The sequence below is a fragment of the Nocardia sp. NPDC058666 genome (assembly GCF_042714895.1).
GTDB lineage: Bacteria > Actinomycetota > Actinomycetes > Mycobacteriales > Mycobacteriaceae > Nocardia.
In genome coordinates this window covers 711,267-732,200 of the sequence record NZ_JBHXRY010000001.1, presented here as the reverse complement: position 1 = coordinate 732,200, position 20,934 = coordinate 711,267, and the positions used below count along the sequence as shown (strand labels likewise).

Here is a 20,934-nt window from a genome sequence, read left to right as displayed (position 1 = left end):
GCACCCCTACCGACCAGGCACGCTGCGAGACCGCGTCCGACCGGCCAGAATGGCAGTCGTGTCGCCTCTTCATGTGTACCGTTTCGGCCCCGCCGACGGTCCCGTCGTCCTCGCCCTGCACGGTCTCACCGGTCACGGCAACCGTTGGGAAACCCTGGCCACCCAGCACCTGCCGCAGGCCCGGATCATCGCTCCCGACCTGCGCGGACACGGCCGTTCCAGCTCGCTGCCGCCGTGGGATCTGGAAACGATCGTCGCCGACCTCGCGGACCTGCTGCGCGCCGAGACCGACGGCCCGGTCGTGGTGGTCGGCCACTCGTTCGGCGGTGCCACCGCGATCCACCTCGCCCGGCGACATCCCGACCTCGTGCGTGCGCTGGTGCTGCTGGATCCCGCGATCGGTATCGACGCGAAGCTGATCGAACAGGTCGCGCAGGCCAACCTCGCCTCCCCCGATTACACCGATCTCGCCGAGGCGCGTTCGGACAAGCAGGTGAGCGCGTGGGGCCCCGACGAGGTCGATCCCGAGGTGCTGGAACGGGAGCTGGCCGAGCACCTGGTGCCCACCGAGGGCGGTCGGGTCGGCTGGCGGATCTTCCAGCCCGCGATCACCTCGTACTGGGGTCAGCTGGCCCGCCCGTTCGTGCTGCCGCCCGCCGACCTGCCGACCGTGCTGGTCCGCGCGGCCAAGGTGCAGCCGCCGTATGTGACGCCGGAGTTCCTGGCCGCGCTCGCCGACCACCTCGACGATTTCACCGCGCAGGTGTGGGACTGCGATCACATGGTCGCCCAGGCCCGCCCCGCCGAGACCGCCGCGCTGATCGCCGGGGTGCTGTAGCCCGATGGCGGCCACCACCGAGGAACAGGTCGAGAAGGTCCGCGAACTCGTCGCCGCGATTCCGGCCGGTCGCGTGGCCACCTACGGCGATATCGCCGCGGCGGCGGGGCTGTCCTCGGCGCGCACGGTCGGCTGGATCATGCGCACCGACTCCGCCGATCTGCCGTGGCACCGGGTGATCGGCGCGTCCGGTCGGCCCGCCGCGCATCTTGCTGCGCGTCAGTTGCGTCTGCTCGGCGAGGAAGGTGTTCCGATCGTCGATGGTCGCGTCGTTTTGCGCACGGCCAGGCTCTGACTCTTCGGCGCATTCTGGAGACCTCCCCCGCCGAGCACGAGTGGGTGCAGGGGACGGTCGTTCCATCGAGCGGCAGTGAGATCGTTGCCGGTCTGTCGACGACCTCGCTGCCGATGACACGTTCGATATGGACGAAATCCGGGCTGATCTGCCACCGCGACTACCATGCAGTCGTGCCGATCAACCGATGCCGAATCAGCCGATGACCGCCGCCGATGCGATCGTGCTCGCGGGTGGGCGGGCCAGCCGGATGGGCGGGGTGGACAAACCCGCGATCGTGATCGGGGGGCGGTCGATGCTCGACGCGGCCCTGGCGTCGGTGCACGACTGCACACGGGTCGTGGTGGTCGGACCGCATCGCCCCGAACTGGATTCACGTTTCCTACAGGCTCGCGAGGTACCGCCGGGTTCGGGCCCGGTCGCCGCGATCGGCAGTGGACTGAGCGCGCTCGACGCCACCAACTCGTGGATCGTCGTGCTCGCCGCGGACATGCCGTTCCTGACCGAGGCCACGGTGATCGAATTGCTGCGCGAGGCAACGGAATCCACCGCTGATGCCGTCTTCGCCATCGACGCCGACGGTCGCCCACAGTATCTCGTCGGAGTGTGGCGGCACAGTGCGCTGGAAGCCGCACTGGCAGGGCTGGATTCGCTGGTGAATCAGCCGATGAAAGCCATCGTTCCCGCGCACACCGCCCTGATCGAGCTGCCCGACATCGCCGATTGCGACACCGAGGAAGAGGTTCGCCTCGCCCGCGAAACGCTCGCGACCACCCGCGCGTCAGCCCGCCTCGACCTCACCGAAGCACGCGAGCACATCGCCTCCGGCACAACATCTTTGGCACCGCACGAGGCGGAACTTGCCGACGTCCCCGGCGCCGCACTGGCCGCACCGATCACCGCCGCGGGCGCACTGCCCCGCTTCGATGTCTCCGCGATGGACGGCTACGCGGTCTGCGGCGACGGCCCGTGGCAACTACGACGCGACATCGGATTCGCCGGCGGCGCAAGGCCTGCCGGGTTACTCCTCGGCGAAGCAGTACGCATCGCGACCGGCGCGCACGTCCCCGACGGCACCACCTCGGTCCTGCGCGACGAGTTCGCCACCATCACCGGCGACGAACTGACGCGCCTGCCGGACACCCCGATCCGCGGTGACGTGCGAAAAAGCGGTGAGGACAGGATGATCGGCGACCTCGTTGCCCCCGCGGGCACCCGAGTCACCGCCGCCCTCCGCTCGGCCGCGGCCTCGGTGGAAGTCACCACCGCCTCGGTCCGCGGACCCGTGCGCGCACGAATCATCATGACCGGCGACGAGATTCGCAGTACCGGCCCCCTGCAAACCGGCCAGACCCGCGACTCGATCGGGCCCGTCCTCCCAGACCTGTTGGCCGGGTGCGGCGTTCGCGTAGTAGACCGAGTCCACCTCCGCGACACCGCCAACAGCTTCGACGACATGCTCACCGACACCGAGGGTGTCGACCTGCTGGTAGTAGTGGGCGCCACCGGCGGCGGCGCCGCGGACCAACTCCGCACCGCCCTCGCCCGAGCCGAAGCCCGCATCCTGGTCCCCCGCCTGGCCCTCCGCCCCGGCGGTTCCACCGTGGTAGCCGAACTCCCCACCGGCCCAACAATTCTGGGCCTACCAGGCAACCCCTTCGCCGCCATCGCCGTCCTGCTAGCCCTCACCCCCGCCATCGTCGCAGCCCGCACCGCCTCCCCCCTCCCCCGAACAATCCTGGCCCCCCTCCACAACGCCGCCGACATCACCGCCCCCGTCACCCGCATCACCCCCGCCCAACACGCCCCCCAAGGTGGCTACCTCGGCGACCCCACCATCCGCACCGCCCACCTGGCAGGCCTCATCAACCGAGACGGCCTGGTCATCGTCCCCCCGAACGCCACCAACGGAGACCTGGTCGAGTTCCTCCCGATCCCCTCCTGACTAAACTAAGATTCAATCTTAGTAAGATCTGATCTTAGTAAGATTCCATCTCAGTTAGGTGCCTGCATGGAGTTCACCGGCCGAACCAGAGATCTCGAGCTCATCGCGCATCAACTCCGCTTGGTCACCGACGGTGCGGCAGGCACACCCGGTCGCGCAGTCATCGTCACCGGCCGCCGCCGCGTGGGTAAATCACGCCTCATCCAGGAGTTCTGCGACCGGGCCGACGTCCCGTACACCGTGTTCCAGGCGACCCGCGGCCGCAATCCCAGCGCGGAGCGGGCCGATTTCGTCGAGACCGCCAGCCGTATGGGCTCCCCGGGCGCGGACCTGATCCGCGGGCTGTCGGCCACCGACTGGAACCAGGCTCTCCGGGCACTGGCCGTCGCCGTTCCGGACGATCGACCATCGATTGCCGTCATCGATGAAGTGCCGTGGCTTGTCGAGCAGGACCGCGAGTTCGAGGGCGCGCTGCAGACGGTCTGGGATCGGGACCTGTCCAACAAACCGGTGTTGCTGATCCTGGTCGGCAGTGATATCTCGGTCATGGAGGCACTCGGTGCCCGCGATCGCCCGTTCTTCGGCCGCGCGACCAAGATGACGGTCGAACCGCTCGATGTCGCGGACGTGCAAACCATGACCGGCCTCGACGCAGCCGCCGCCATCGACGCCCGCCTCATCACCGGCGGCTTCCCGCAGATCCTGACCTCATGGCGACCGGGCATGGACCGCCTGGACTTCCTACGCGAATCCACCGCCGACCCCCTGTCCCCGCTGTTGGTCGCAGGCGAACTATCGCTACTGGGCGAGTTCCCCGAAGGCACCCGTTCCCGCGCGGTCCTGCAGGCAATCGGCAGCGGCGAACGCACCTTCAGCACCATCGCCGCGCAGGCAGGCTCCCAGGGCGACCTCCCGGCCGGCACCCTCAACCCCCTGCTGAAAACGTTGCAGGACAAGCGAATCGTCGCGGCCGACTATCCGGTATCGACCGTCGCCGATACGAAGAACAAGCGCTACCGAATCACCGACTCCTACTTGCGTTTCTGGCTCGCTTTCCTCGAACGCAGCCTGCCCCTCGTAGAACGCGGCCGCGGTGACTTGGCCCTGGCCCGCATCGAGCGATCCTGGACGTCCTGGCGCGGCCGCGCCGTCGAACCCCTCATTCGCGCATCCCTGCTGCGCCTGCTCCCCGACCAAAACTGGCCCGACACAGAAGAAGTCGGCGGCTGGTGGAACCGCACCAACACCCCCGAGGTAGACCTGATCGGCACCGACCGATCCCCCGTCGCGAAATCCATTCACTTCGTCGGCTCGATCAAATGGCTGGAAAACCACCCTTTCGACCGCCACGATTACGACGCCCTCTCTCGATCACTGCTAGCCATTCCCGGCACCGATCCGGATACCGCTTTGGTGGCGGTATCCCGTTGCGGAATAACCCCCGATGCCGGTGTCGCGCAGTGGTGGGGACCGGACGAACTGGTTTCCGCCTGGCGACGGCCGTGACAATTCAACAATTGCCGGACACGCCGCATATGCGCTGGTAGTTGGCCTATTTACTGCTCAGCTCTACCCTTGCGGCGTAATGGTGCCTATCGTGGGAGAAGTCAGGCGTGGGACGCCCCGCACGCGAGGTGGATTGCGTCGGACAGTGCGTTGAAGGCTTTATCCCTTTATCCCTCGGAAAGGACCGTGTGGAGATGGCTGATAAGTCGAAGAAGGCGCCGAAGAAGATGCCCAAGCAGATGCCGCGCCAGCAGCAGGAGCAGCGGCAGGAGCAGGGGCAGCAGGACTCGCAGGGTTCCACGCGAGCAGGTCAGGATGATCGGCGTGATCAGCAGCGCCGCCCCGGCCATCACTGATAGTCGTGTGTCGACGAGCCGCCGGTGTCATGACCGGCGGCTCGTCCACGTCATGCCCCGACTCGCTGTGGCGCGGCTGCCGCGGATCCGGCCCGCCCGCGTCGCGCCGTCGACGGATCGGGAGCGGGCACCGCGTCGAGCAGGCGGCGGGTGTACTCCTGAGCCGGTGCGGCGAATACCGCGCGGACCTCGCCGGTTTCGACGATCCGGCCCTGCCGCAGCACCACAACCCGGTCGGCGACCTGGTGCACCACGGCCAGATCGTGACTGATGAACAGGCTGGCGAAGCCGTATTCGGCGCGTAGGTCGGCGAACAGGTCCAGGACCTGCGCCTGCACGGAGACGTCGAGCGCGCTGGTGGGCTCATCGGCTACCAGCAGTCGCGGTGCCAAGGCCAGTGCGCGAGCCAACGCCACCCGCTGACGCTGTCCGCCGGACAATTCGCTCGGCCGACGCTGCGCGTAATCCCTTGGTAGACGGACCGATTCGAGTAGACCCTCGACCTTGGACCGCAGCAACGCACCCGACGCGGCCCGGTGCACCTGCAACGGTTCGCCGATCGAGTCCGCGACGCTGCGTCGCGGGTCGAGCGAGGCGCCGACATCCTGATGCACCAGTGCGACATGCTTGCGCAGTCCGCGCAGATCCCGTCGCGACAACCCCGTCAGCGAAACGCCTTGCAGGGCGATATGTCCCGCGGTGATCGGCACGATGCCGAGGGCCGCACGGCCCAGAGTGCTTTTGCCGGAACCGGATTCACCGACCACGCCGAGGACCTCACGCGGGCCGAGGGTGAGCGAGACGTCTGCAAGCGCGGCGAAGGACGTGCCGCCGTGCCGTGCCGGATACACCACCGATACTTCGTCGATGCGCAAAACGTCGCGGTACTCGGGTTCGATTGTGCCGCCGCCCTTTTCGGCTACAACCGCGGGTGCGCGCGTGACTACTCCGCGCAGGATCCGACGGACCGCAGTTTCCGGGACGAGCGTTTCGGAATCACTCCCCGAGTCCGCGGCCTCGCGAACACCACCCGCCTCGTCGGCATCGACATCTGCGTCGGCGGCAGCGGCTCCATCGACCTCGGCCGCTGCCTGCCCTTGGACCGCACCGACACCATTCACCGCACCCCGCGACGTCACCACAGGCAGACGCGGCACCGCGGCCAGCAGCGTACGGGTGTATTCCGCGCCCGGATCGGCGAACAATCCGAACACCGTCTGCTCCTCGACCACTTGCCCGTCCCGCAACACCACCACCCGATCGGCGATCTCCGCGACCACCCCGAGGTTGTGGGTGATGAACAGAATCGCCGCCCCACGCTCGCGTTGCAGCGCACGCAGCAGGTCGAGGATCTCGGCTTGGACGGTCACATCGAGCGCGGTGGTCGGCTCGTCGGCGATGAGCAGATCGGGTTCGCCCGACAGCGCCAGCGCGATGACGACGCGCTGTTTCTGACCACCGGACAGCTGATGTGGATACCAATCGAGGCGCTTCTCGGGTTCCGGAATGTCCACGGCGGCAAGCAGTTCGATGGCACGGGTGCGCGCCGCGGCCTTGTCGCTGACCCCGTGCGCCCGCAAGGCGGCCGCGAGCTGGGTGCCGATCTTCTGCACCGGGTTCAGCGCGGTCTGCGGCTCCTGAAACACCATGGCTGCCCTGGTGCCTCGCAACGCCCGCAACGCGGATTCGTCCGCACCGATGACCTCGGTGCCCGCGAGCCGGATGGATCCGGTCGCTCGCGCGGTCTCGGGCAACAGCCCGAGCACCGATCGCGCGGTGAGCGATTTCCCCGACCCGGATTCACCCACGAGCGCGACGACCTGGCCCCGCCGCACCCGCAGACTCACCCGGTCGACCACCGTCCTGTCCCCGAACGCGACCGTCAACTCCTCGATAGCGAGCACCAGGTCGTCGTCGTGTCGTGGCTGGTCGGTGTGTGCGCTCATGCCAGTCTCCTTGCCCGGCCCAATGCCTGAGCTATCAACAGAAATCCCAAGGTCAACGCCGATACCACGACCAACGGGCCGATGGCGATCCATGGATTGGCGTCGAGGTTGGCGATCGAGGCGGCGATCAGCGAGCCGAGCGAAGGTTGCGGCGCGACCACCCCGATCCCGATGAAACTCATCGCGCCCTCGATGAATACCGCGATCGACAACGACAGTGCGAATTGCACGGCCAGCGGCTCGATCACGTTGGGCAGCAAGTGCTTTCGCAATGTCCACCAGGTGTCTGCGCCGATGACCTCGGACGCTTCGACGAAGGGCTGTTCGCGCACGGTCAGCACCGCGGCCCGGATCTGGCGGCCGAACAGCGGGATCTCGGCGGCGATGATCACGATGACCACCGCGTGCCAGCCCGGTCCGGCGATGGCGGCCAGGGCGATACCGAGGATCAGCGTCGGAAACGCGAGGATCAGATCGAACAGTCGCTGCACGGTCACGTCCGCGATCGGATGAGCGGTGGCCACCAGGCCGATCAACGAGCCGATTGCCGCGCCGACCGGGACCGCGATCAGCACGATCAGCAGGTTGATCCTGATGCCGGCCAGCACCCGGGCGGCGACATCGCGGTTGAGGTGATCGGTGCCCAGCCAGTGTTGCGCGCTGGGCCCGAGCAGGTTGGCACCCGGAATCTGGGCGAGCGGGTCGTAGGAGCTGAGCAGTCCGGCGAACACCCCGGCCAACGCGACCACCGCGACCAGTAGCACTCCGGCCAAGCCCTGGCCGCGCCCGAGCGCGCGCAATGGGCTCCCGGCTGAAACCTTCTGTGCGACAGACGATGTACCGATTGTCGGTGTCCGGGTCATGCTCGTCCTCCGATCCGGATCCGCGGGTCCAACCAGGCATGGGCGATGTCGGTGATCAGCTGGATCAGCACGAACACCGCCACCGACAGCAGCAACAGCACCTGCACGAGCGGGTAGTCGCGACGGCTGATGCCCTGTTCGATGAGCTGTCCGATTCCCGGCCACACGAACACCGCCTCCACCAGCACGGCGCCGCCGAGCAGGTGACCGGTCTGCAGGCCGAGCACCGTGAGCATGGTCGGCAGCGCGTTGCGCAACGCGCCGCGGGTGACGATCTCGCGATGCGGCACGCCCAGCGAACGTGCCGTCAGCACATAGGGTTTGGTGAGTTCGGTGCGCAGCGCTTCGGTGAGGAAGCGAGTCAGCGCAGCGGCTACCGGCAGCGCCAGGCAGATCGCGGGCAGCAGCAGATACTGCACCGCGATGTCGGGGCGCGCGATGAACCCGTCCGGCGGCACGCCACCGGCGGGCAGCACCGGAAGGGCGACCGCGAACACCAACACCAACAGCGGCCCGACCACGAACGTCGGCAGCGCGACCGCGATCGTGTTCGCCGCGGCCACGACCGTGCTGAGCCAGCGATTCGGCCACAGCACCGAGACGACCGACACCGACACGCTCAGCACCACGGCCTGCAGCAGCGCGGTGCCGGTGAGCGCGAGGGTGTTGCTCAGCCCCCGCCCGACCAGCTCGGCGATCTCGCCGCCGATCATGTACGACCGGCCGAGATCGAGGGTGAACACGTCGGCGAGCCAGCTCAGGTATTGCACGGGGATCGAACGGTCGAGGCCGAGCTGATGCCGGATCGCGGCGATCGAGTCCGGCGTCGCGTCGTTGCCGGCCAGGATGGTCGCCGGGTCGCCGGGGACCAGCCGCAGCAGCAGGAAGATCAGCACCGACGCCGCGAACAACACCACCAGCGCCGACGGCAGCCGGCGCAGCAGGTACCCGGTCATGACAGGAAGGTGTCGGTGAACACGGCTTCGCGGCGCTTGGTCCAGCTCAGACCGTGCACCTTGCCCGCGGCCGAGTACTGCAGGTAGCGCACCCCGATCTCGATGAGGAACAGCCCTTCCAGCAGCTGGTCGGTGAGCGCCTGGTAGGTGCGCTCGGCGTCGGGGCCGGTGCCTCGAGGCTGGCGCCACGCCGCGTCGGCGGCGGCGAGATAGGCGGGCGAGTCATAGCGCGAGGAGTTGCGTCGCGCGTTGAACGGATAGGCGCTCGCGGTCAGCGTCGACGGCACGAACTGGGCCCACGAGTGGTCGGTGATCCACAGCGCGCGGAACTGCTGACCGGTGAGCTGCTTGACGAAGGTGGCGGCGTCGACCGGGTCGAGCTCGGTCTCGATACCGATCTCGGCGAGGTTGGCCTGCACGATCTGCGCGGTCGCGCCGTAGCCGGGCGGGAAGGTCAGCGGTAGCTTCGGCGGCTTGGGGCCTTGGCCCAGCAGCTCCTTCGCCTTGGCGACATTGCGGGTGTACTTGGTGTTGCGGGTCTCGTCGTAGGCGGGAGAACCCTTGGGCCACGGCACATTCAGCGGATAGCCCGCACCGCGGAAGACCTCGGCGACGATCCGTTCCCGATCCAGCGCGAAGGCGATAGCCTGACGGACCCGAACATCGGCCAGCGCGGGTTCGGTCACATTGACCCCCACGTAGGTCTGCAGTTCGGCGCCCTCGAGGTTGACCACCTGGTAGCCGTCCTTGCCGAGATTCTCGGCGTCGCGGTAGTCCAGATCGATGGCCGCGGCGACCTGGCCGGATTTCAGCGCGTTCAACTGCGCCTGCCGGTCGGTGATGACGGTGAGTTCGACGCGATCGAGGTAGGGCCGATCCGGCACGTGGTAGGCCGGGTTCTTCTCGAAGATCAACTGCGAATTGGGCACTCGCCGCACATATTTGAACGGACCGGTGCCGATATAGGTGTCGCCGGTACCGAGCTGGTCGATGGTCTCGCTGTCCAGGATCGGGACCGTGTCGAGCAGGTCGAAGATGTTGTTGACCGGGTTGTCCAGGGTCAGCACGATGCGGGTGGGCGAGACGATGTCGAAGCCGGTCACCGCGGCGGCGGTGCTGCGCAGCTGACCCGACCACTTGGCGTCGGCATAGGTGCGCAGGGAGAACTCGACATCTTTGGCGGTGAACGGGCGACCGGAGTGGAAGGTGACGTCGTCACGCAGGTCGAGGCTGATCGAGCGGGCGTCGGGTGCCAACTGCCACGATTTCGCCAGCAGCGGTTGGGGTTCCAGCTTGTCGTTGGGGTAGCGGATCAACGACTCGTAGACCAGACCGACGACCGACGAGACCGCGGTGGTGGTGTTGGTGAGGATGTTCGCGGGGACCAGGTCGGCGTTGATGGCCACCTTCAAGGTGCCACCGCGCACCGGTGTCGCATCGTCGCCCCCACCTTTTTGCTCCGACACCGCCGAGGTGCACGCAGCCAATGCCGCACCGCCGAAAATAGCCGCCGCGGCAATACCGCTGGTGCGTAGGAAGTTACGACGGTCGAGGCCGCCACGAGTAGAGCTCATCACGGCAGTGACGCTAACAAGTCGCGGCGTAGCGGTCACCGATTCGACGCAGCGTGCACTTAACCCTGGTGACCAGCGGATATGTCGCCTTTACTGCGACCATGCCTGTTCCATCTCATGCTCGCGGTTACGAATCCTTCGGCGGCTCGGTCGGTCGCACATCCGAAGGATCCACGCCCGAATGGACCTACCCGCCGACCGCGCCCGCCGGTGCGCCCAACATTGTCGTGGTGCTCGTGGACGACATGGGTTACAGCGATATCGGGCCGTTCGGTTCGGAGATCGAGACCCCGACACTGGATCGACTTGCGGCGCACGGTGTTCGACTGTCGAACTATCACACGACCCCGCTGTGCTCGCCCTCGCGTGCGGCGCTGCTGACCGGAATCAATTCGCACCGTGCGGGTTTCGGGTTCGTCGCCAATGCCGATCCCGGATACCCCGGTCTGCGGCTGGAACTGGCCGATGATGTGCTCACATTGCCGGAGATCTTGCGCGACAACGGCTATGCCACCTATGCCGTGGGCAAGTGGCATCTGGTGCGCGATGCCACGATGAACCCGTCAGCGAATCGGGACTCCTGGCCGACGCAACGTGGGTTCGACCGTTACTACGGGTCGCTGGAGGGTTTGAACTCCTTCTACTACCCCAATCAGCTGGTGTCGGACAGTTCGGTGGTCGATGTCGAGGAGTATCCCGAGGGCTATTACCTCACCGACGATCTCACCGACAAGGCCCTGTCGTACATCAAGGACCTGCGCGCGCACGATGCCGAGAAGCCGTTCTTCCTGTACTTCGCCCATGTGGCGATGCACGGTCCACTGCAGGCCAAGGCGCAGGATCAGGCCAAGTATCGCGGGCGCTACGCCGATGGGTGGGATGAGGTGCGCAGGCGTCGCTTCGCGCAACAGTTGGCGCAGGGACTGTTTCCGCCGGGTACGCAGCAGAAGCCGCGCAATACCGAGCCGGGTTATGAAGCGGCGGAATGGGATTCGCTGACCGATGACGAGCAGCGGCGGTATGCCAAGTACATGGAGGTGTACGCGGGCATGGTCGACAGCATCGACCAGAGCGTGGGCCGCATCGTGGATCTGCTCGAGGACCTCGGCGAACTCGACAACACCATCATCGTGTTCACGTCCGACAACGGTGGCACGGCCGAAGGTGGGCCGGAGGGCACGCGGTCGTACTTCGCCGCGTTCCCTCAGGTGGATGATCCCGAATGGATCAGCGACATCCCGGTCGACGAGGAGTTGATCGGCACCGCGAAGCTGGGGGTGCACTATCCGCGTGGGTGGGGGCAGGCGTCGAATACGCCGTTCCGGTTCTACAAGGGGCAGACGTTCGCCGGTGGGGTTCGGGTGCCGCTGGTGGTGTCGTGGCCGAAAGGGTTGCCGCGCACCGAGGCTGACGCCGGAATCCGTCACGAGTACGCGTATGTCACCGATCTCGCGCCGACGCTGCTCGAACTCGCGGGCTTGAACCGGCCGACCGTGCGTAATGGTCTGCCTGCCAAGGATTTCGACGGTGTCTCCGCCGCCGCGCTGCTGCGTGATCCCGCCGCGCCGACCCTGCACACCGAGCAGTATTCGGAGATGACCGGCCACCGTGGGTTCTACCGCGACGGGTGGAAGTTGCTGTCGTTGCACGAGGACGGAGATGCGCTCGACGCACCGAACTGGCAACTGTTCGACGTGCGCGCCGATCCCACGGAGCTGCACGATCTTTCGGCGCAGTTTCCGGAGAAAGCTGCCGAGCTGGCCGCCGCTTGGGACGAATCTGCTTGGGCCAACACGGTTTTCCCACTGCTCACCCGCGCCGACCTTTTCCGTCGCCGCCCGGAGGAAGCTCGGTTCGCCGCCCCGGTTCGGCTGCTGCCCGGCACGCCCACCCTCGAGCGCTACCGCTCGCAACGGCTGATCGCCTACCGCGACTTCACCATTACCGCAGACCTCACCGGCACACGTTCCGCCAGCTCGTCCGACATCCGCAGCCCGCACATCGCCTCACCGCCCAGCGACAACGGTCCAACGCCGGTAGTCGCAGCTCAGGAGGGCTATCGACCCGGCGACGAAGGTGTACTGGTCGCACACGGCGATCCGCTGGGCGGGTACGTGCTGTACGTCGAGGACGGGGAGGTGGTGCTCGGCGTGAACAGCTACGGCCGGTACGCGTCGGTCGGGGTGCCGCTGCCTCTCGGCACGCGCGAGATCAGGGTGCGTGCCACGGTCGCGCCGCACCTGCGCTGGGACTTCACCATCGAGGTCGACGGCACGCCGCTGGCCGAACTCACCGATCAGGTGCAACTGGTCGGGATGGCGCCGTGGACCGGGATCTCGGTGGGCGTCGACGCACGCGGCCCGGTCTCGTGGGATCTGCGCGAACGCCGGGGGCCGTTCCGCTACACCGGCGCGCTGCGGGCGATCACCTACACGCCCGGACCGATCCGGGTCCCGCAGCGCACGATCGACGCGGTGGAGCGCGAGGCCGAGTACGCCGCGGAATGACCGATCGCGATCCGACCGGCGTAATCACGCACAACGACGCTTTCCAGTCAGAAAACTGACTGAGAACGTGCGAATTGCGTGATTACGCCGGTTGCCACGGGACTCGCCGTGCGCGAACAGCACGTGCTCAGCGCAGCCCCCCGGCACACCACGATGACCAGGTCGGATACCGTCTACCAGCCAGAATTACCGCGCAGTGAGGACCTCCGATGGACGACAGTTCCCTGATCTGGGACGACGGTGCGCTCGTGACCATCGACCAGCGCGGACTGCCGCACGAGGTCCGCGAACTGCGCCTGCGCACCGTCGACGAGATCATCGACGCGATCACCACCCTCGCCATCCGCGGGGCGCCGGCGATCGGCATCGCGGGGGCGTTCGGCGTGGTCATCGCGACCAGGGCCCATACGCGCGATGACGCAGCGGATCCGACCAACGCGATGCCCCACGTGGCCGCGGTCCACGCCGAGGCCGATCGGATTGCCGCGGCTCGACCGACGGCGGTCAACCTCGCGTGGGCCGTCGACCGGGTGCGCGCCCGGATCGCCGAGGGTGCCGACGCGGTGCTGGCCGAGACCCTGGACATGCTCGCCGAGGACGGGCGAGTCAACCTCGCCGCCGCCACCCACGCCGCCGACCTGGTGCAACAGCTGTGCGGCGACCGCCCGTTGCGCCTGCTCACCCACTGCAACACCGGCCGCCTGGCCACCAGCGCGGTCGGCACCGCGATCGGCGCGATCCGGGTGCTGCACCAGCGCGGTGCCGTCGAGGACGTGCTGGTCGACGAGACCCGCCCGCTGCTGCAGGGCGCCCGACTCACCGCGTGGGAGTTGGCCGAAGCAGGCATCCCGCATCGACTGACCATCGACTCCGCCGCCGCCTGGGCGATGGCGACCGGCCAGGTCGACGCGGTGCTGGTCGGCGCGGATCGGATCACCGCCAACGGCGACGTCGCCAACAAGATCGGCACGTTCGCGCTGGCGCTGGCCGCCCGCCACCACGGCATTCCGTTCATCGTGGTCGCGCCCGAGTCCACCCGCGACACCGCGATGGCGACCGGCGCGCAGATCGTGGTGGAACAGCGCGCGGCCGCCGAGGTCACCGGGTTCGGCGGGGTCGAGACCGCACCGGCAGGCACCGCGGTATTCAACCCGGCCTTCGACGTGACACCGACCGAGCTGGTGACGGCCGTTGTCACGGAAAACGGTGTGGTGTACCGGAATTCGGATGTCAGCGCCGAACAGCGTTTCACCGAGCAAGGGCAGGCGATCGCCGCTACCGCACGCCAACTGTATGGGCGCGGCTGGATGCCCGGCACCGCGGGCAATATCTCGGTGCGCATCGACGACGATGCCCTCATCACCGCCAGCGGATTGTCCAAAGGTGAACTGAGCGAACGCGATACGGTGCTCGTTTCCATCGAGGACACCACCGCACGCCCCGGGCAAAGCCGGAAACCCTCCGCGGAGACCAGCATTCACACCGCCGTCTACCGCACTCGCCCCGCAGGCGCGGTCGTGCACGTCCACTCCCCCTTCGCCACCACCCTCGCTACGACCGCCGCACAAGATTCAGTAACCACCTTGCGCATCAACGGTTTCGAACTACTCAAAGGCTTCGGCCTGGCCGACCCGTCGACGCTCGAGATCCCGGTCTTCCCGAACTGGCCGCACGTCCCCCGCATCGGCACCGACATCGAGACCTACCTGCGCGAAAACCCTGACGCCCCACCGATTCTGTTCATCACCGCCCACGGGATCACCACCTGGGGCGACACTCTGGCTCAGGCGCGCGACCGCGCCGAATGCCTGGAAGCCCTGTGCGAGTTGATCACCCGCACCGGCCGCACGCACGCCTCGCCTCTCGAGATCGGATCACGATGACCCTGCTGCAAGTGATGGCCGCCGACAACGCCGCGAACGTCCGCGTGCGCACCACCGACCCCACCGAGATCGCCGCCGAGCTGGCCCGACACGGCATCGCCTACTCGCACTGGGACGTGCTGCCCGACGCCGCCACCACCGATTCCGACACCCTGCTCGCGCACTACGCCCCGCGGATCGCCGAGCTCAACGCGTCGGGCCGGTACCGGCACATCGACGTCGCGCGCATCCACCCCGACGACACCGACCCGGACTGGCCGACCACCGCCGCGGGCGCGCGCGCCAAATTCCTCGACGAACACCGCCACGCCGAAGACGAGGTCCGCTTCTTCGCCGCCGGTCGAGGCTGCTTCTACCTGCACGTAGACGACGCCGTCCTGGCGACGGTCTGCGAAGCGGGCGACCTGCTCTCGGTCCCCGCGGGCACCCTGCACTGGTTCGACATGGGCACCCGCCCCGATTTCATCGCCCTGCGTTTCTTCGAGGAAGCCGACGGCTGGATCGGCGACTTCACCGGGGACAAGATCAGCGCCGGCTTCCCGACCCTCGACGAGCTGCTCGCATGATCCGCGCCATCGTCGTGGACATCGAGGGCACCACCAGCCCCACCGACGCCGTCCGCACCGACCTCTACGGCTACACCGAACAGCACCTACCCCAGTGGCTGGCCGAAAACGCCGACGGCGCAGCACAATCGGTCATCGCCACCACCCGCGAACTGGCCGAAGAACCCACCGCCGACACCGTCCGAATAGCCGAAATCCTCACCAGCTGGCTACATTCCGACATCAAAGCCGAACCGTTGAAGGCCGCCCAGGGAGCAATCTGCGCCCAAGGTTTCCGAGCAGGTGCCCTGCACGGCCGCTTCTTCGAAGACGTCCCCCCCGCCCTGAAAACCTGGCACACCCAAGGCCTGCACCTCTATGTCTACTCCTCGGGTTCCGAACGCAATCAACGAGATTGGTTCACCTACGCCGAACCCGGCGACCTCTCCGGGCTGATCGAAGACCACTTCGACCTGGTCACCGCGGGCCCCAAACGCGACCCCAAGTCCTACGACCGCATCGCCGAACGCATCGCCACCCCGCCGGAGCACATCCTGTTCCTGTCCGACCACCCCGACGAACTCGACGCCGCGGTCGCCGCAGGCTGGCAGGTAGTCGGCGTCCGACGCCCCGGCGAGCCCAACCCGGCACGCCCGCCCCACCACTGGGTGAGCACGTTCGCCGACGTCGAGATGACCGTTTAGTCTGCTTCCATGAACGACCAGGGGCAAAGCCTCGAATCCGCCCCGCAACCGACGAATCCGCCGACCACAGCGCAGCCCGACATCGACCCATTCACCCAGCCCGCACCCGAGATCCCGGGCCTCGACGTCCCCGACGCGACCGTCGCGTTGACGCCGGACACAGCGGCACAACTCGCCCGCCACAATGCTCTCCGGGCGGCGCCACGATTCATCGGGATCTTCCTCGCGATCGCAGTGCCGGCCTGCACGATCGCGCTGCTCTGGTTGAACCTGCCCTGGAAAACGATCGTGATGTTTCAGGGTGCGATCGTCGCGTATGTACTGGTCATCACGTACTTTTCGCTCCATCGACAGTTCCGGAGCGTGTCGCGGTCCGATGTCACGACGGGCAGTTGCGCCATCACGCTCGGCGCCGACGCACTCGACTTGGCGGAGAGTGCGTCGCGCACCCGTATCGGCTACGACCGTCTGCGATCCGTCACGGCTGCGCGCCACGTCGTCACCCTGAGTTTCGACAACCGGCACGTCGCCCTACCGCGGGCGCTGTTCCCCGACGCGCTGCTCGCGCGACTACGTCGGCTCATCGACTCCGAGCCCACAGACGTCCCGGCCCCGCTGCCACCGCTTCCTCGACTCCCCCACCCGCAAGTCCACACGGTGATCGCCGCCGATACCGCACACCGACTAACCGTCGCTCGCCGCCTGCAGCCGTGGCGGCGAGCGTGGACTCCGGTCGCCCTCGCCTTCATGCTGGCGGAGGCCGGTGTGCTCGGCGCACTGGAATACGGAGTCCGCGGTGCGCTGACGGCGTTGGTGGTCGCATCCCTGTGCGGGTTGACGATTCGGTTTTGGATGCGTCATCCGTCGGACAACGCCTTGCGCCAGTACCAAGGAATGCTGCCGGTAGCGAGCGGGCTGGCGGCGCAGTTCGGCACTGACGCGGTCGTGCTGGCCGGGCACACCTTCCAACTGCGCGTGCCGTATTCGCTGGTCACCAAGGTGGTCCTGCACGCAGACTGTTCGGTCGTGCACTACGGCGCCGCACCGATGGTCCTGCCGAGAGCGTTGTTTCCGCCAGAAGTCCTTCCCCGCTTGCGCGACCTCGGCGTTACCCTCGTCGAGCGGTAGGCCTCGCCGAGGTCCGGGGTCGACCGGACCTCGACGATCAACGATCAGGACGAGACCGACTCCTTGTCCCGTTCGGACTCGGGCTGGTAGGTCTCCCAGAACGTGGCGTTCGGGATGCCCAGCTTCTTGGAGTTGAAGACCGGGTCCTTCCCTTCCTTCTTCTGGCGTTCGAAATCGCGCAGGGCCTTGAAGGCGGGCTGCTGGATGATCAGGATGCCGATGATGTTGAGCCACGCCATCAGGCCGACGCCGACGTCGCCCAGTGCCCAGGCGTCGCTGGCGGTGGAGACCGCGCCCGCGGCGACCGAGGTCAGGATCAGGGCCTGTAGGACCAGGGTGGTGTTGCTGCCGACGGTGCCGCGCAGGAACGGGACGGGGGTGGCGGCCTTCTTGCCGAGCAGGAATCGGACGTTGGTGTCGGCCATGTAGTAGTAGGCGATGATCGTGGTCAGGCAGAAGAACGCCAGCGAGATCGCGACGAAGGTGGAACCGAAGCCGCCCCAGAGGGTGTCGACCGCGGTTTGCGCGTAGGCGGGGCCCACGGCGACGTCGGACGGGAGCGCGCCGCCGTCGTGCAGGATCGCGCCGTCGGCGGATTCACCGTCGAAGACCCGGTAGGCGCCGGTGGACAGGATCAGGAAACCGGTGGCGGTGCACACGAACAGGGTGTCGATGTACACGGCGAAGGCCTGGACCAGGCCCTGCTTGGCGGGGTGCGAGACCTCGGCGGCGGCCGCGGAGTGCGGGCCGGTGCCCTGGCCTGCCTCGTTGGAGTAGACGCCACGCTTGACGCCCCACATCACCGCGGAGCCCACGATCGCGCCGAACGCGGAGTCGAGGCCGAGCGCGCTACGGAAGATCAGGGAGAGGATTTCCGGAATCTGGCCCGCGTTGGCGAACACGATCACCATGGCGATCAGGATGTAGGCCACGGCCATGAACGGCACGACCACCGACGCGAACGCGGCGATGCGCTTCACGCCGCCGATGATCACGAAGGCGAGCACGATCACGGTGCCCACGGCGATGACCCACTCCGACAGGCCCCAGGCCTGGTGCATCGCGGCGGTCATCGAGTTGGACTGCACACTGGGCATCAGCAGACCACAGGCCAGCACGGTGACCGCGGCGAACAGCACGCCGTACACCTTGAACAGCGGCGCGGCCTTGGTGTGTGCCATGGCTTTGCTGAAGTAGTACGCGGGGCCGCCGCGGTACTCACCGGTGATGCTGTCGCGGGTCTTGTAGATCTGACCCAGCGTGCATTCGACGTAGGAAGTGGACGCGCCGAGGAACGCCACCACCCACATCCAGAACAGTGCGCCGGGGCCACCGAACGCGATCGCGGTCGCGACGCCGGCGATATTGCCGGTACCGATCCGGCCCGACAGCGACATGGCCAGTGCCTGGAACGACGAGACGCCGGAGCTGGACTTTTCCCCGTTGATCAGCAGCCGGATCATCTCCGGGATCTCGCGCAACTGCACGAATCTGGTCCGGATCGAGAAGTACAAACCTGCGGCCAAACACAGATAGATCAGCGAGTCACTCCAGATGTACCCGTTGATCGTGGTCAAGAACTCAGACACTTGTTTTTGCTCCCTAACGGTAACGCGGTCGGGAGACATAATCGCACGCCGAGTAACGGTCGGGTAGCTGTACCCGTTACGTTCTTGTTAGCGAAACTATTGATCACCCAGGATTCAACCCACGTGGGCGGCGACTGCGCCCAACCTGCCCCGCTGCATCGGAGCGAACACTCGCCGCGCGTGCACCGCGACCGGTGCGGTGGACCACGGCGCCAGGGTGGTGGTGAACATCAGCTCGCACCACGACAGCGCCGGGATCTCGCCCGCGCACAGGGTCGCGATCAGCGACAACTCGGTGTCGTGCCCCAACCACGAGGCCACCAGCCACGACGCGTCGAACCTGCCGAGGAATTCCTCGGCGTCCTCGGGCGGGCCGTGCGGGGTGTCGACGGTCAGGTGAACAACCGCGGCGACGGCGTGCCGCATCTTCGCGTCCATGCCGATCGCGTCGTGCAGCAACAAACCCTCCAGCGCCGCGCGGAGTTCGGTCCAGTGGTCCAGGGTAACGGTGTGCATGGCCGACCTTTCCTGCCCGAATTTCGGTACGTCTCCGATCTCATCGCCGATGAATGTATTTGTCCATAGCTGAACGCATTTCAGCAAACCCCTGTGAGGTACCCCCACTCGCCAGTGAATCCACCGAACCGGCGGTATCGCATTGTTGTCGGACTGTCGATTTTCCGCGGCCGAGTTTGTATGTTTCGACAATGCCCTTCGCGCACTCTGATTCGGTCGATATCCATTTCCGCACCGGCGACGTCGGTGGCCCCACCCTGCTGCTCGCGCACGGGTTCCTCATGGACCAATCCATGTTCGATCCCCTGCGAAGTGTCTTGGCGCACACCGACATCAACATTGTGACGTGGGATGCCCGCGGACACGGACGCACGGGATACGGCACCGACCCTCGTTTCGATTATTGGGATCTCGCCGAAGACGGTCTGCGGGTGTTGGATTCGCTGGGCATCGAGACCGCGATCGTCGGCGGCATGAGCCAGGGCGGATACGTCGCCTTGCGCATGGCGCTGCTCGCGCCGCAGCGAGTCACCGGATTGGCGCTGCTGGATACCGAAGCCGGTGCGTGCACCAGGGCCGACGAAAACTACTACGAGGATTTCTTCGACACCTGGTGCGGGACGGGCGAATTGGCGCCGCTGGCGGAGAATCTCGCACCGCAATTGATCGGCGGCGATGATCCGCGCGCCTGGCAGCCGTGGATCGACCGCTGGCTCGCCGGCGACCGGAGCGCGATCCGCCCGGCCGCCGACTGCCTGATCGGCCGCGACTGCGTGCTGGGGCGACTGGGCGAAATCACCGCTCCCGCACTGGTTCTGCGCGGCGAACACGACCACAACAGCACCGCCGACAAGTGCGCGCACCTGGCGGCGGGACTACACAACGCGGGTGCCGTGGTCACGGTGACCGGCGGCGGTCACGGATGCGCGCTGACCCACCCCGAGCAGGTGGGCGCGGCAGTGAAAGGCCTGGTGGCCCGGTGCGCGGAGCGGGCGGCGGCCTAGGCGGGGCCGCGCACGCCCAGGTAGTACTGGATGCGGCCGGGGTAGGCCACGGAATCCAGGCGGAACAGCTGGACGTCGACGGTGTAGTGCTCGCCGGTGTGCTGGTCACGCAGGCGCATGGCCGTGTGTTCGCGGCCGTAGGCGGTGTCGCCCGAGTCCCAGATACGGCGGAAGTCGCGGTACTGCGCCAACTCCTCGAGCAGTTCCGCGGCCCAGTCGCCGCCCGCCTGCTGACCGATCAGCCCGCGCAACCAGTTCACGGTGAGCGTGGATTCCTTCTCCCACTCGACCATCACCTCGCGCGACAGCGGGTTACCGAAGAACCACCGCAGAATATTCACATCGTCGATCAGGCCGGGAAACGCGCGAGCGTAGGTTTCGTTGCCTGTCAGCACATTCCAGCGAGTGTCGACGTAAGCCGCCAGATTGGGTTCCTGCAGTGTCAGGGTGCGACGCATGTCATCGGTGATTTCCGCACGCAAATCCTGCACCGAGGGATTGTCGATCGGGGCGAGTCCGGCCAGATCGAGCAGGTGTCTGCGTTCGATATCGCTGACCGGCGAAATGCGGTCCAGGTAGCGCACCAGCGCGTCGATCACCGCGCGTGTGGGCCGCTCACGGTCGCCGCTTTCCAAGTGGGTGATGTAGCTGGAACTCACTCCCGCGGCGAATGCCAACTTCTCCCGGGAAATATGCCGGTCGTCGCGCAGTCGCCGCAGCAATCCACCCAGTGTCGGCGGTCGCGGTGGACCGTCGGGTCCCTCGGACGAAGTTTTCGG

The 20,934-nt window shown here is 67.1% G+C and carries 18 protein-coding genes; 11 read left to right on the top strand and 7 right to left on the bottom strand.

The features are described from left to right. Window positions 1-49 precede the first annotated feature (49 nt). From ACFWVD_RS03315 to ACFWVD_RS03295, 5 genes are all read left to right on the top strand, one after another. On the top strand, window positions 50-838 hold the full coding sequence (locus tag ACFWVD_RS03315; RefSeq protein WP_379240292.1) for an alpha/beta fold hydrolase: 789 nt from the start codon (window positions 50-52) through the stop codon (window positions 836-838). Between the two features lie 4 nt (window positions 839-842). Beyond that, window positions 843-1,133 carry an MGMT family protein gene (locus ACFWVD_RS03310; RefSeq protein WP_379240291.1) on the top strand — a complete coding sequence of 97 codons (291 nt, stop codon included), beginning with the start codon at window positions 843-845 and terminating at the stop codon, window positions 1,131-1,133. Window positions 1,134-1,335: 202 nt separating this feature from the next. Further along, window positions 1,336-3,078 (top strand): NTP transferase domain-containing protein, encoded by a 1,743-nt coding sequence (locus ACFWVD_RS03305; protein ID WP_379240290.1) that lies wholly within the window; start codon window positions 1,336-1,338, stop codon window positions 3,076-3,078. A gap of 66 nt (window positions 3,079-3,144) precedes the next feature. Beyond that, window positions 3,145-4,584: an ATP-binding protein gene (locus tag ACFWVD_RS03300; RefSeq protein ID WP_379240289.1), complete on the top strand. Its 1,440-nt coding sequence runs from the start codon at window positions 3,145-3,147 to the stop codon at window positions 4,582-4,584. A gap of 194 nt (window positions 4,585-4,778) precedes the next feature. After that, window positions 4,779-4,940 carry a hypothetical protein gene (locus ACFWVD_RS03295; protein ID WP_379240288.1) on the top strand — a complete coding sequence of 54 codons (162 nt, stop codon included), beginning with the start codon at window positions 4,779-4,781 and terminating at the stop codon, window positions 4,938-4,940. A gap of 50 nt (window positions 4,941-4,990) precedes the next feature. Here ACFWVD_RS03295 and ACFWVD_RS03290 read toward each other — a convergent pair whose 3' ends face one another. From ACFWVD_RS03290 to ACFWVD_RS03275, 4 genes are read right to left on the bottom strand one after another with little or no spacing between them, the layout of a single operon-like run. Further along, window positions 4,991-6,886: a dipeptide ABC transporter ATP-binding protein gene (locus tag ACFWVD_RS03290; protein ID WP_379240287.1), complete on the bottom strand. Its 1,896-nt coding sequence runs from the start codon at window positions 6,884-6,886 to the stop codon at window positions 4,991-4,993. After that, entirely contained in the window at window positions 6,883-7,686 is an 804-nt protein-coding gene (locus ACFWVD_RS03285; RefSeq protein ID WP_379240286.1) for an ABC transporter permease, read from the bottom strand. Before ACFWVD_RS03285 ends, ACFWVD_RS03290 begins: the two co-directional genes overlap by 4 nt. Window positions 7,687-7,745: 59 nt before the next feature. Next, window positions 7,746-8,705 (bottom strand): ABC transporter permease, encoded by a 960-nt coding sequence (locus tag ACFWVD_RS03280; protein WP_379240285.1) that lies wholly within the window; start codon window positions 8,703-8,705, stop codon window positions 7,746-7,748. After that, a complete protein-coding gene (locus ACFWVD_RS03275; RefSeq protein WP_379240284.1) occupies window positions 8,702-10,279 on the bottom strand; it encodes an ABC transporter substrate-binding protein in 1,578 nt (525 codons plus the stop codon). Before ACFWVD_RS03275 ends, ACFWVD_RS03280 begins: the two co-directional genes overlap by 4 nt. A 101-nt stretch (window positions 10,280-10,380) precedes the next feature. Here ACFWVD_RS03275 and ACFWVD_RS03270 point away from each other — a divergent pair, with 101 nt between their 5' ends. From ACFWVD_RS03270 to ACFWVD_RS03250, 5 genes are all read left to right on the top strand, one after another. Next, window positions 10,381-12,786: an arylsulfatase gene (locus ACFWVD_RS03270; RefSeq protein ID WP_379240283.1), complete on the top strand. Its 2,406-nt coding sequence runs from the start codon at window positions 10,381-10,383 to the stop codon at window positions 12,784-12,786. A 209-nt stretch (window positions 12,787-12,995) separates the two neighbouring features. After that, window positions 12,996-14,669, top strand: a complete 1,674-nt coding sequence (gene mtnA, locus ACFWVD_RS03265) for an S-methyl-5-thioribose-1-phosphate isomerase (protein ID WP_379240282.1) — start codon at window positions 12,996-12,998, stop codon at window positions 14,667-14,669. Beyond that, window positions 14,666-15,235 (top strand): acireductone dioxygenase, encoded by a 570-nt coding sequence (locus ACFWVD_RS03260; protein ID WP_379240281.1) that lies wholly within the window; start codon window positions 14,666-14,668, stop codon window positions 15,233-15,235. The genes mtnA and ACFWVD_RS03260 overlap by 4 nt, the downstream gene beginning before the upstream one ends. Then, a complete protein-coding gene (gene mtnC / locus ACFWVD_RS03255) occupies window positions 15,232-15,918 on the top strand; it encodes an acireductone synthase (protein WP_379240280.1) in 687 nt (228 codons plus the stop codon). Before ACFWVD_RS03260 ends, mtnC begins: the two co-directional genes overlap by 4 nt. Window positions 15,919-15,927: 9 nt before the next feature. Then, window positions 15,928-17,046, top strand: coding sequence for a hypothetical protein (locus ACFWVD_RS03250; protein ID WP_379240279.1), 1,119 nt, complete (start codon window positions 15,928-15,930; stop codon window positions 17,044-17,046). A 44-nt stretch (window positions 17,047-17,090) separates the two neighbouring features. Here ACFWVD_RS03250 and ACFWVD_RS03245 read toward each other — a convergent pair whose 3' ends face one another. Continuing rightward, on the bottom strand, window positions 17,091-18,635 hold the full coding sequence (locus tag ACFWVD_RS03245) for an alanine/glycine:cation symporter family protein (RefSeq protein ID WP_379240278.1): 1,545 nt from the start codon (window positions 18,633-18,635) through the stop codon (window positions 17,091-17,093). Window positions 18,636-18,749: 114 nt separating this feature from the next. After that, a complete protein-coding gene (locus ACFWVD_RS03240) occupies window positions 18,750-19,151 on the bottom strand; it encodes a hypothetical protein (protein WP_379240277.1) in 402 nt (133 codons plus the stop codon). A 191-nt stretch (window positions 19,152-19,342) separates the two neighbouring features. Here ACFWVD_RS03240 and ACFWVD_RS03235 point away from each other — a divergent pair, with 191 nt between their 5' ends. Continuing rightward, complete coding sequence (locus tag ACFWVD_RS03235) at window positions 19,343-20,155, top strand: alpha/beta fold hydrolase (RefSeq protein WP_379240276.1); 813 nt, start codon at window positions 19,343-19,345, stop codon at window positions 20,153-20,155. Here the strand turns inward: ACFWVD_RS03235 and ACFWVD_RS03230 are convergent. After that, window positions 20,152-20,877, bottom strand: coding sequence for a helix-turn-helix transcriptional regulator (locus tag ACFWVD_RS03230; protein WP_379240275.1), 726 nt, complete (start codon window positions 20,875-20,877; stop codon window positions 20,152-20,154). The genes ACFWVD_RS03235 and ACFWVD_RS03230 overlap by 4 nt on opposite strands. Window positions 20,878-20,934 lie beyond the last annotated feature (57 nt).

Coding starts and splice junctions, on each gene's coding strand:
- ACFWVD_RS03270 (WP_379240283.1), top strand. CDS start 10,381: ATGCCTGTTCCATCTCATGCTCGCGGTTACGAATCCTTCGGCGGCTCG.
- mtnA (WP_379240282.1), top strand. CDS start 12,996: ATGGACGACAGTTCCCTGATCTGGGACGACGGTGCGCTCGTGACCATC.
- ACFWVD_RS03235 (WP_379240276.1), top strand. CDS start 19,343: ATGCCCTTCGCGCACTCTGATTCGGTCGATATCCATTTCCGCACCGGC.
- ACFWVD_RS03295 (WP_379240288.1), top strand. CDS start 4,779: ATGGCTGATAAGTCGAAGAAGGCGCCGAAGAAGATGCCCAAGCAGATG.
- ACFWVD_RS03315 (WP_379240292.1), top strand. CDS start 50: ATGGCAGTCGTGTCGCCTCTTCATGTGTACCGTTTCGGCCCCGCCGAC.
- ACFWVD_RS03310 (WP_379240291.1), top strand. CDS start 843: ATGGCGGCCACCACCGAGGAACAGGTCGAGAAGGTCCGCGAACTCGTC.
- ACFWVD_RS03290 (WP_379240287.1), bottom strand. CDS start 6,886: ATGAGCGCACACACCGACCAGCCACGACACGACGACGACCTGGTGCTC.
- ACFWVD_RS03275 (WP_379240284.1), bottom strand. CDS start 10,279: ATGAGCTCTACTCGTGGCGGCCTCGACCGTCGTAACTTCCTACGCACC.
- ACFWVD_RS03280 (WP_379240285.1), bottom strand. CDS start 8,705: ATGACCGGGTACCTGCTGCGCCGGCTGCCGTCGGCGCTGGTGGTGTTG.
- ACFWVD_RS03250 (WP_379240279.1), top strand. CDS start 15,928: ATGAACGACCAGGGGCAAAGCCTCGAATCCGCCCCGCAACCGACGAAT.
- ACFWVD_RS03260 (WP_379240281.1), top strand. CDS start 14,666: ATGACCCTGCTGCAAGTGATGGCCGCCGACAACGCCGCGAACGTCCGC.
- ACFWVD_RS03240 (WP_379240277.1), bottom strand. CDS start 19,151: ATGCACACCGTTACCCTGGACCACTGGACCGAACTCCGCGCGGCGCTG.
- mtnC (WP_379240280.1), top strand. CDS start 15,232: ATGATCCGCGCCATCGTCGTGGACATCGAGGGCACCACCAGCCCCACC.
- ACFWVD_RS03300 (WP_379240289.1), top strand. CDS start 3,145: ATGGAGTTCACCGGCCGAACCAGAGATCTCGAGCTCATCGCGCATCAA.
- ACFWVD_RS03305 (WP_379240290.1), top strand. CDS start 1,336: ATGACCGCCGCCGATGCGATCGTGCTCGCGGGTGGGCGGGCCAGCCGG.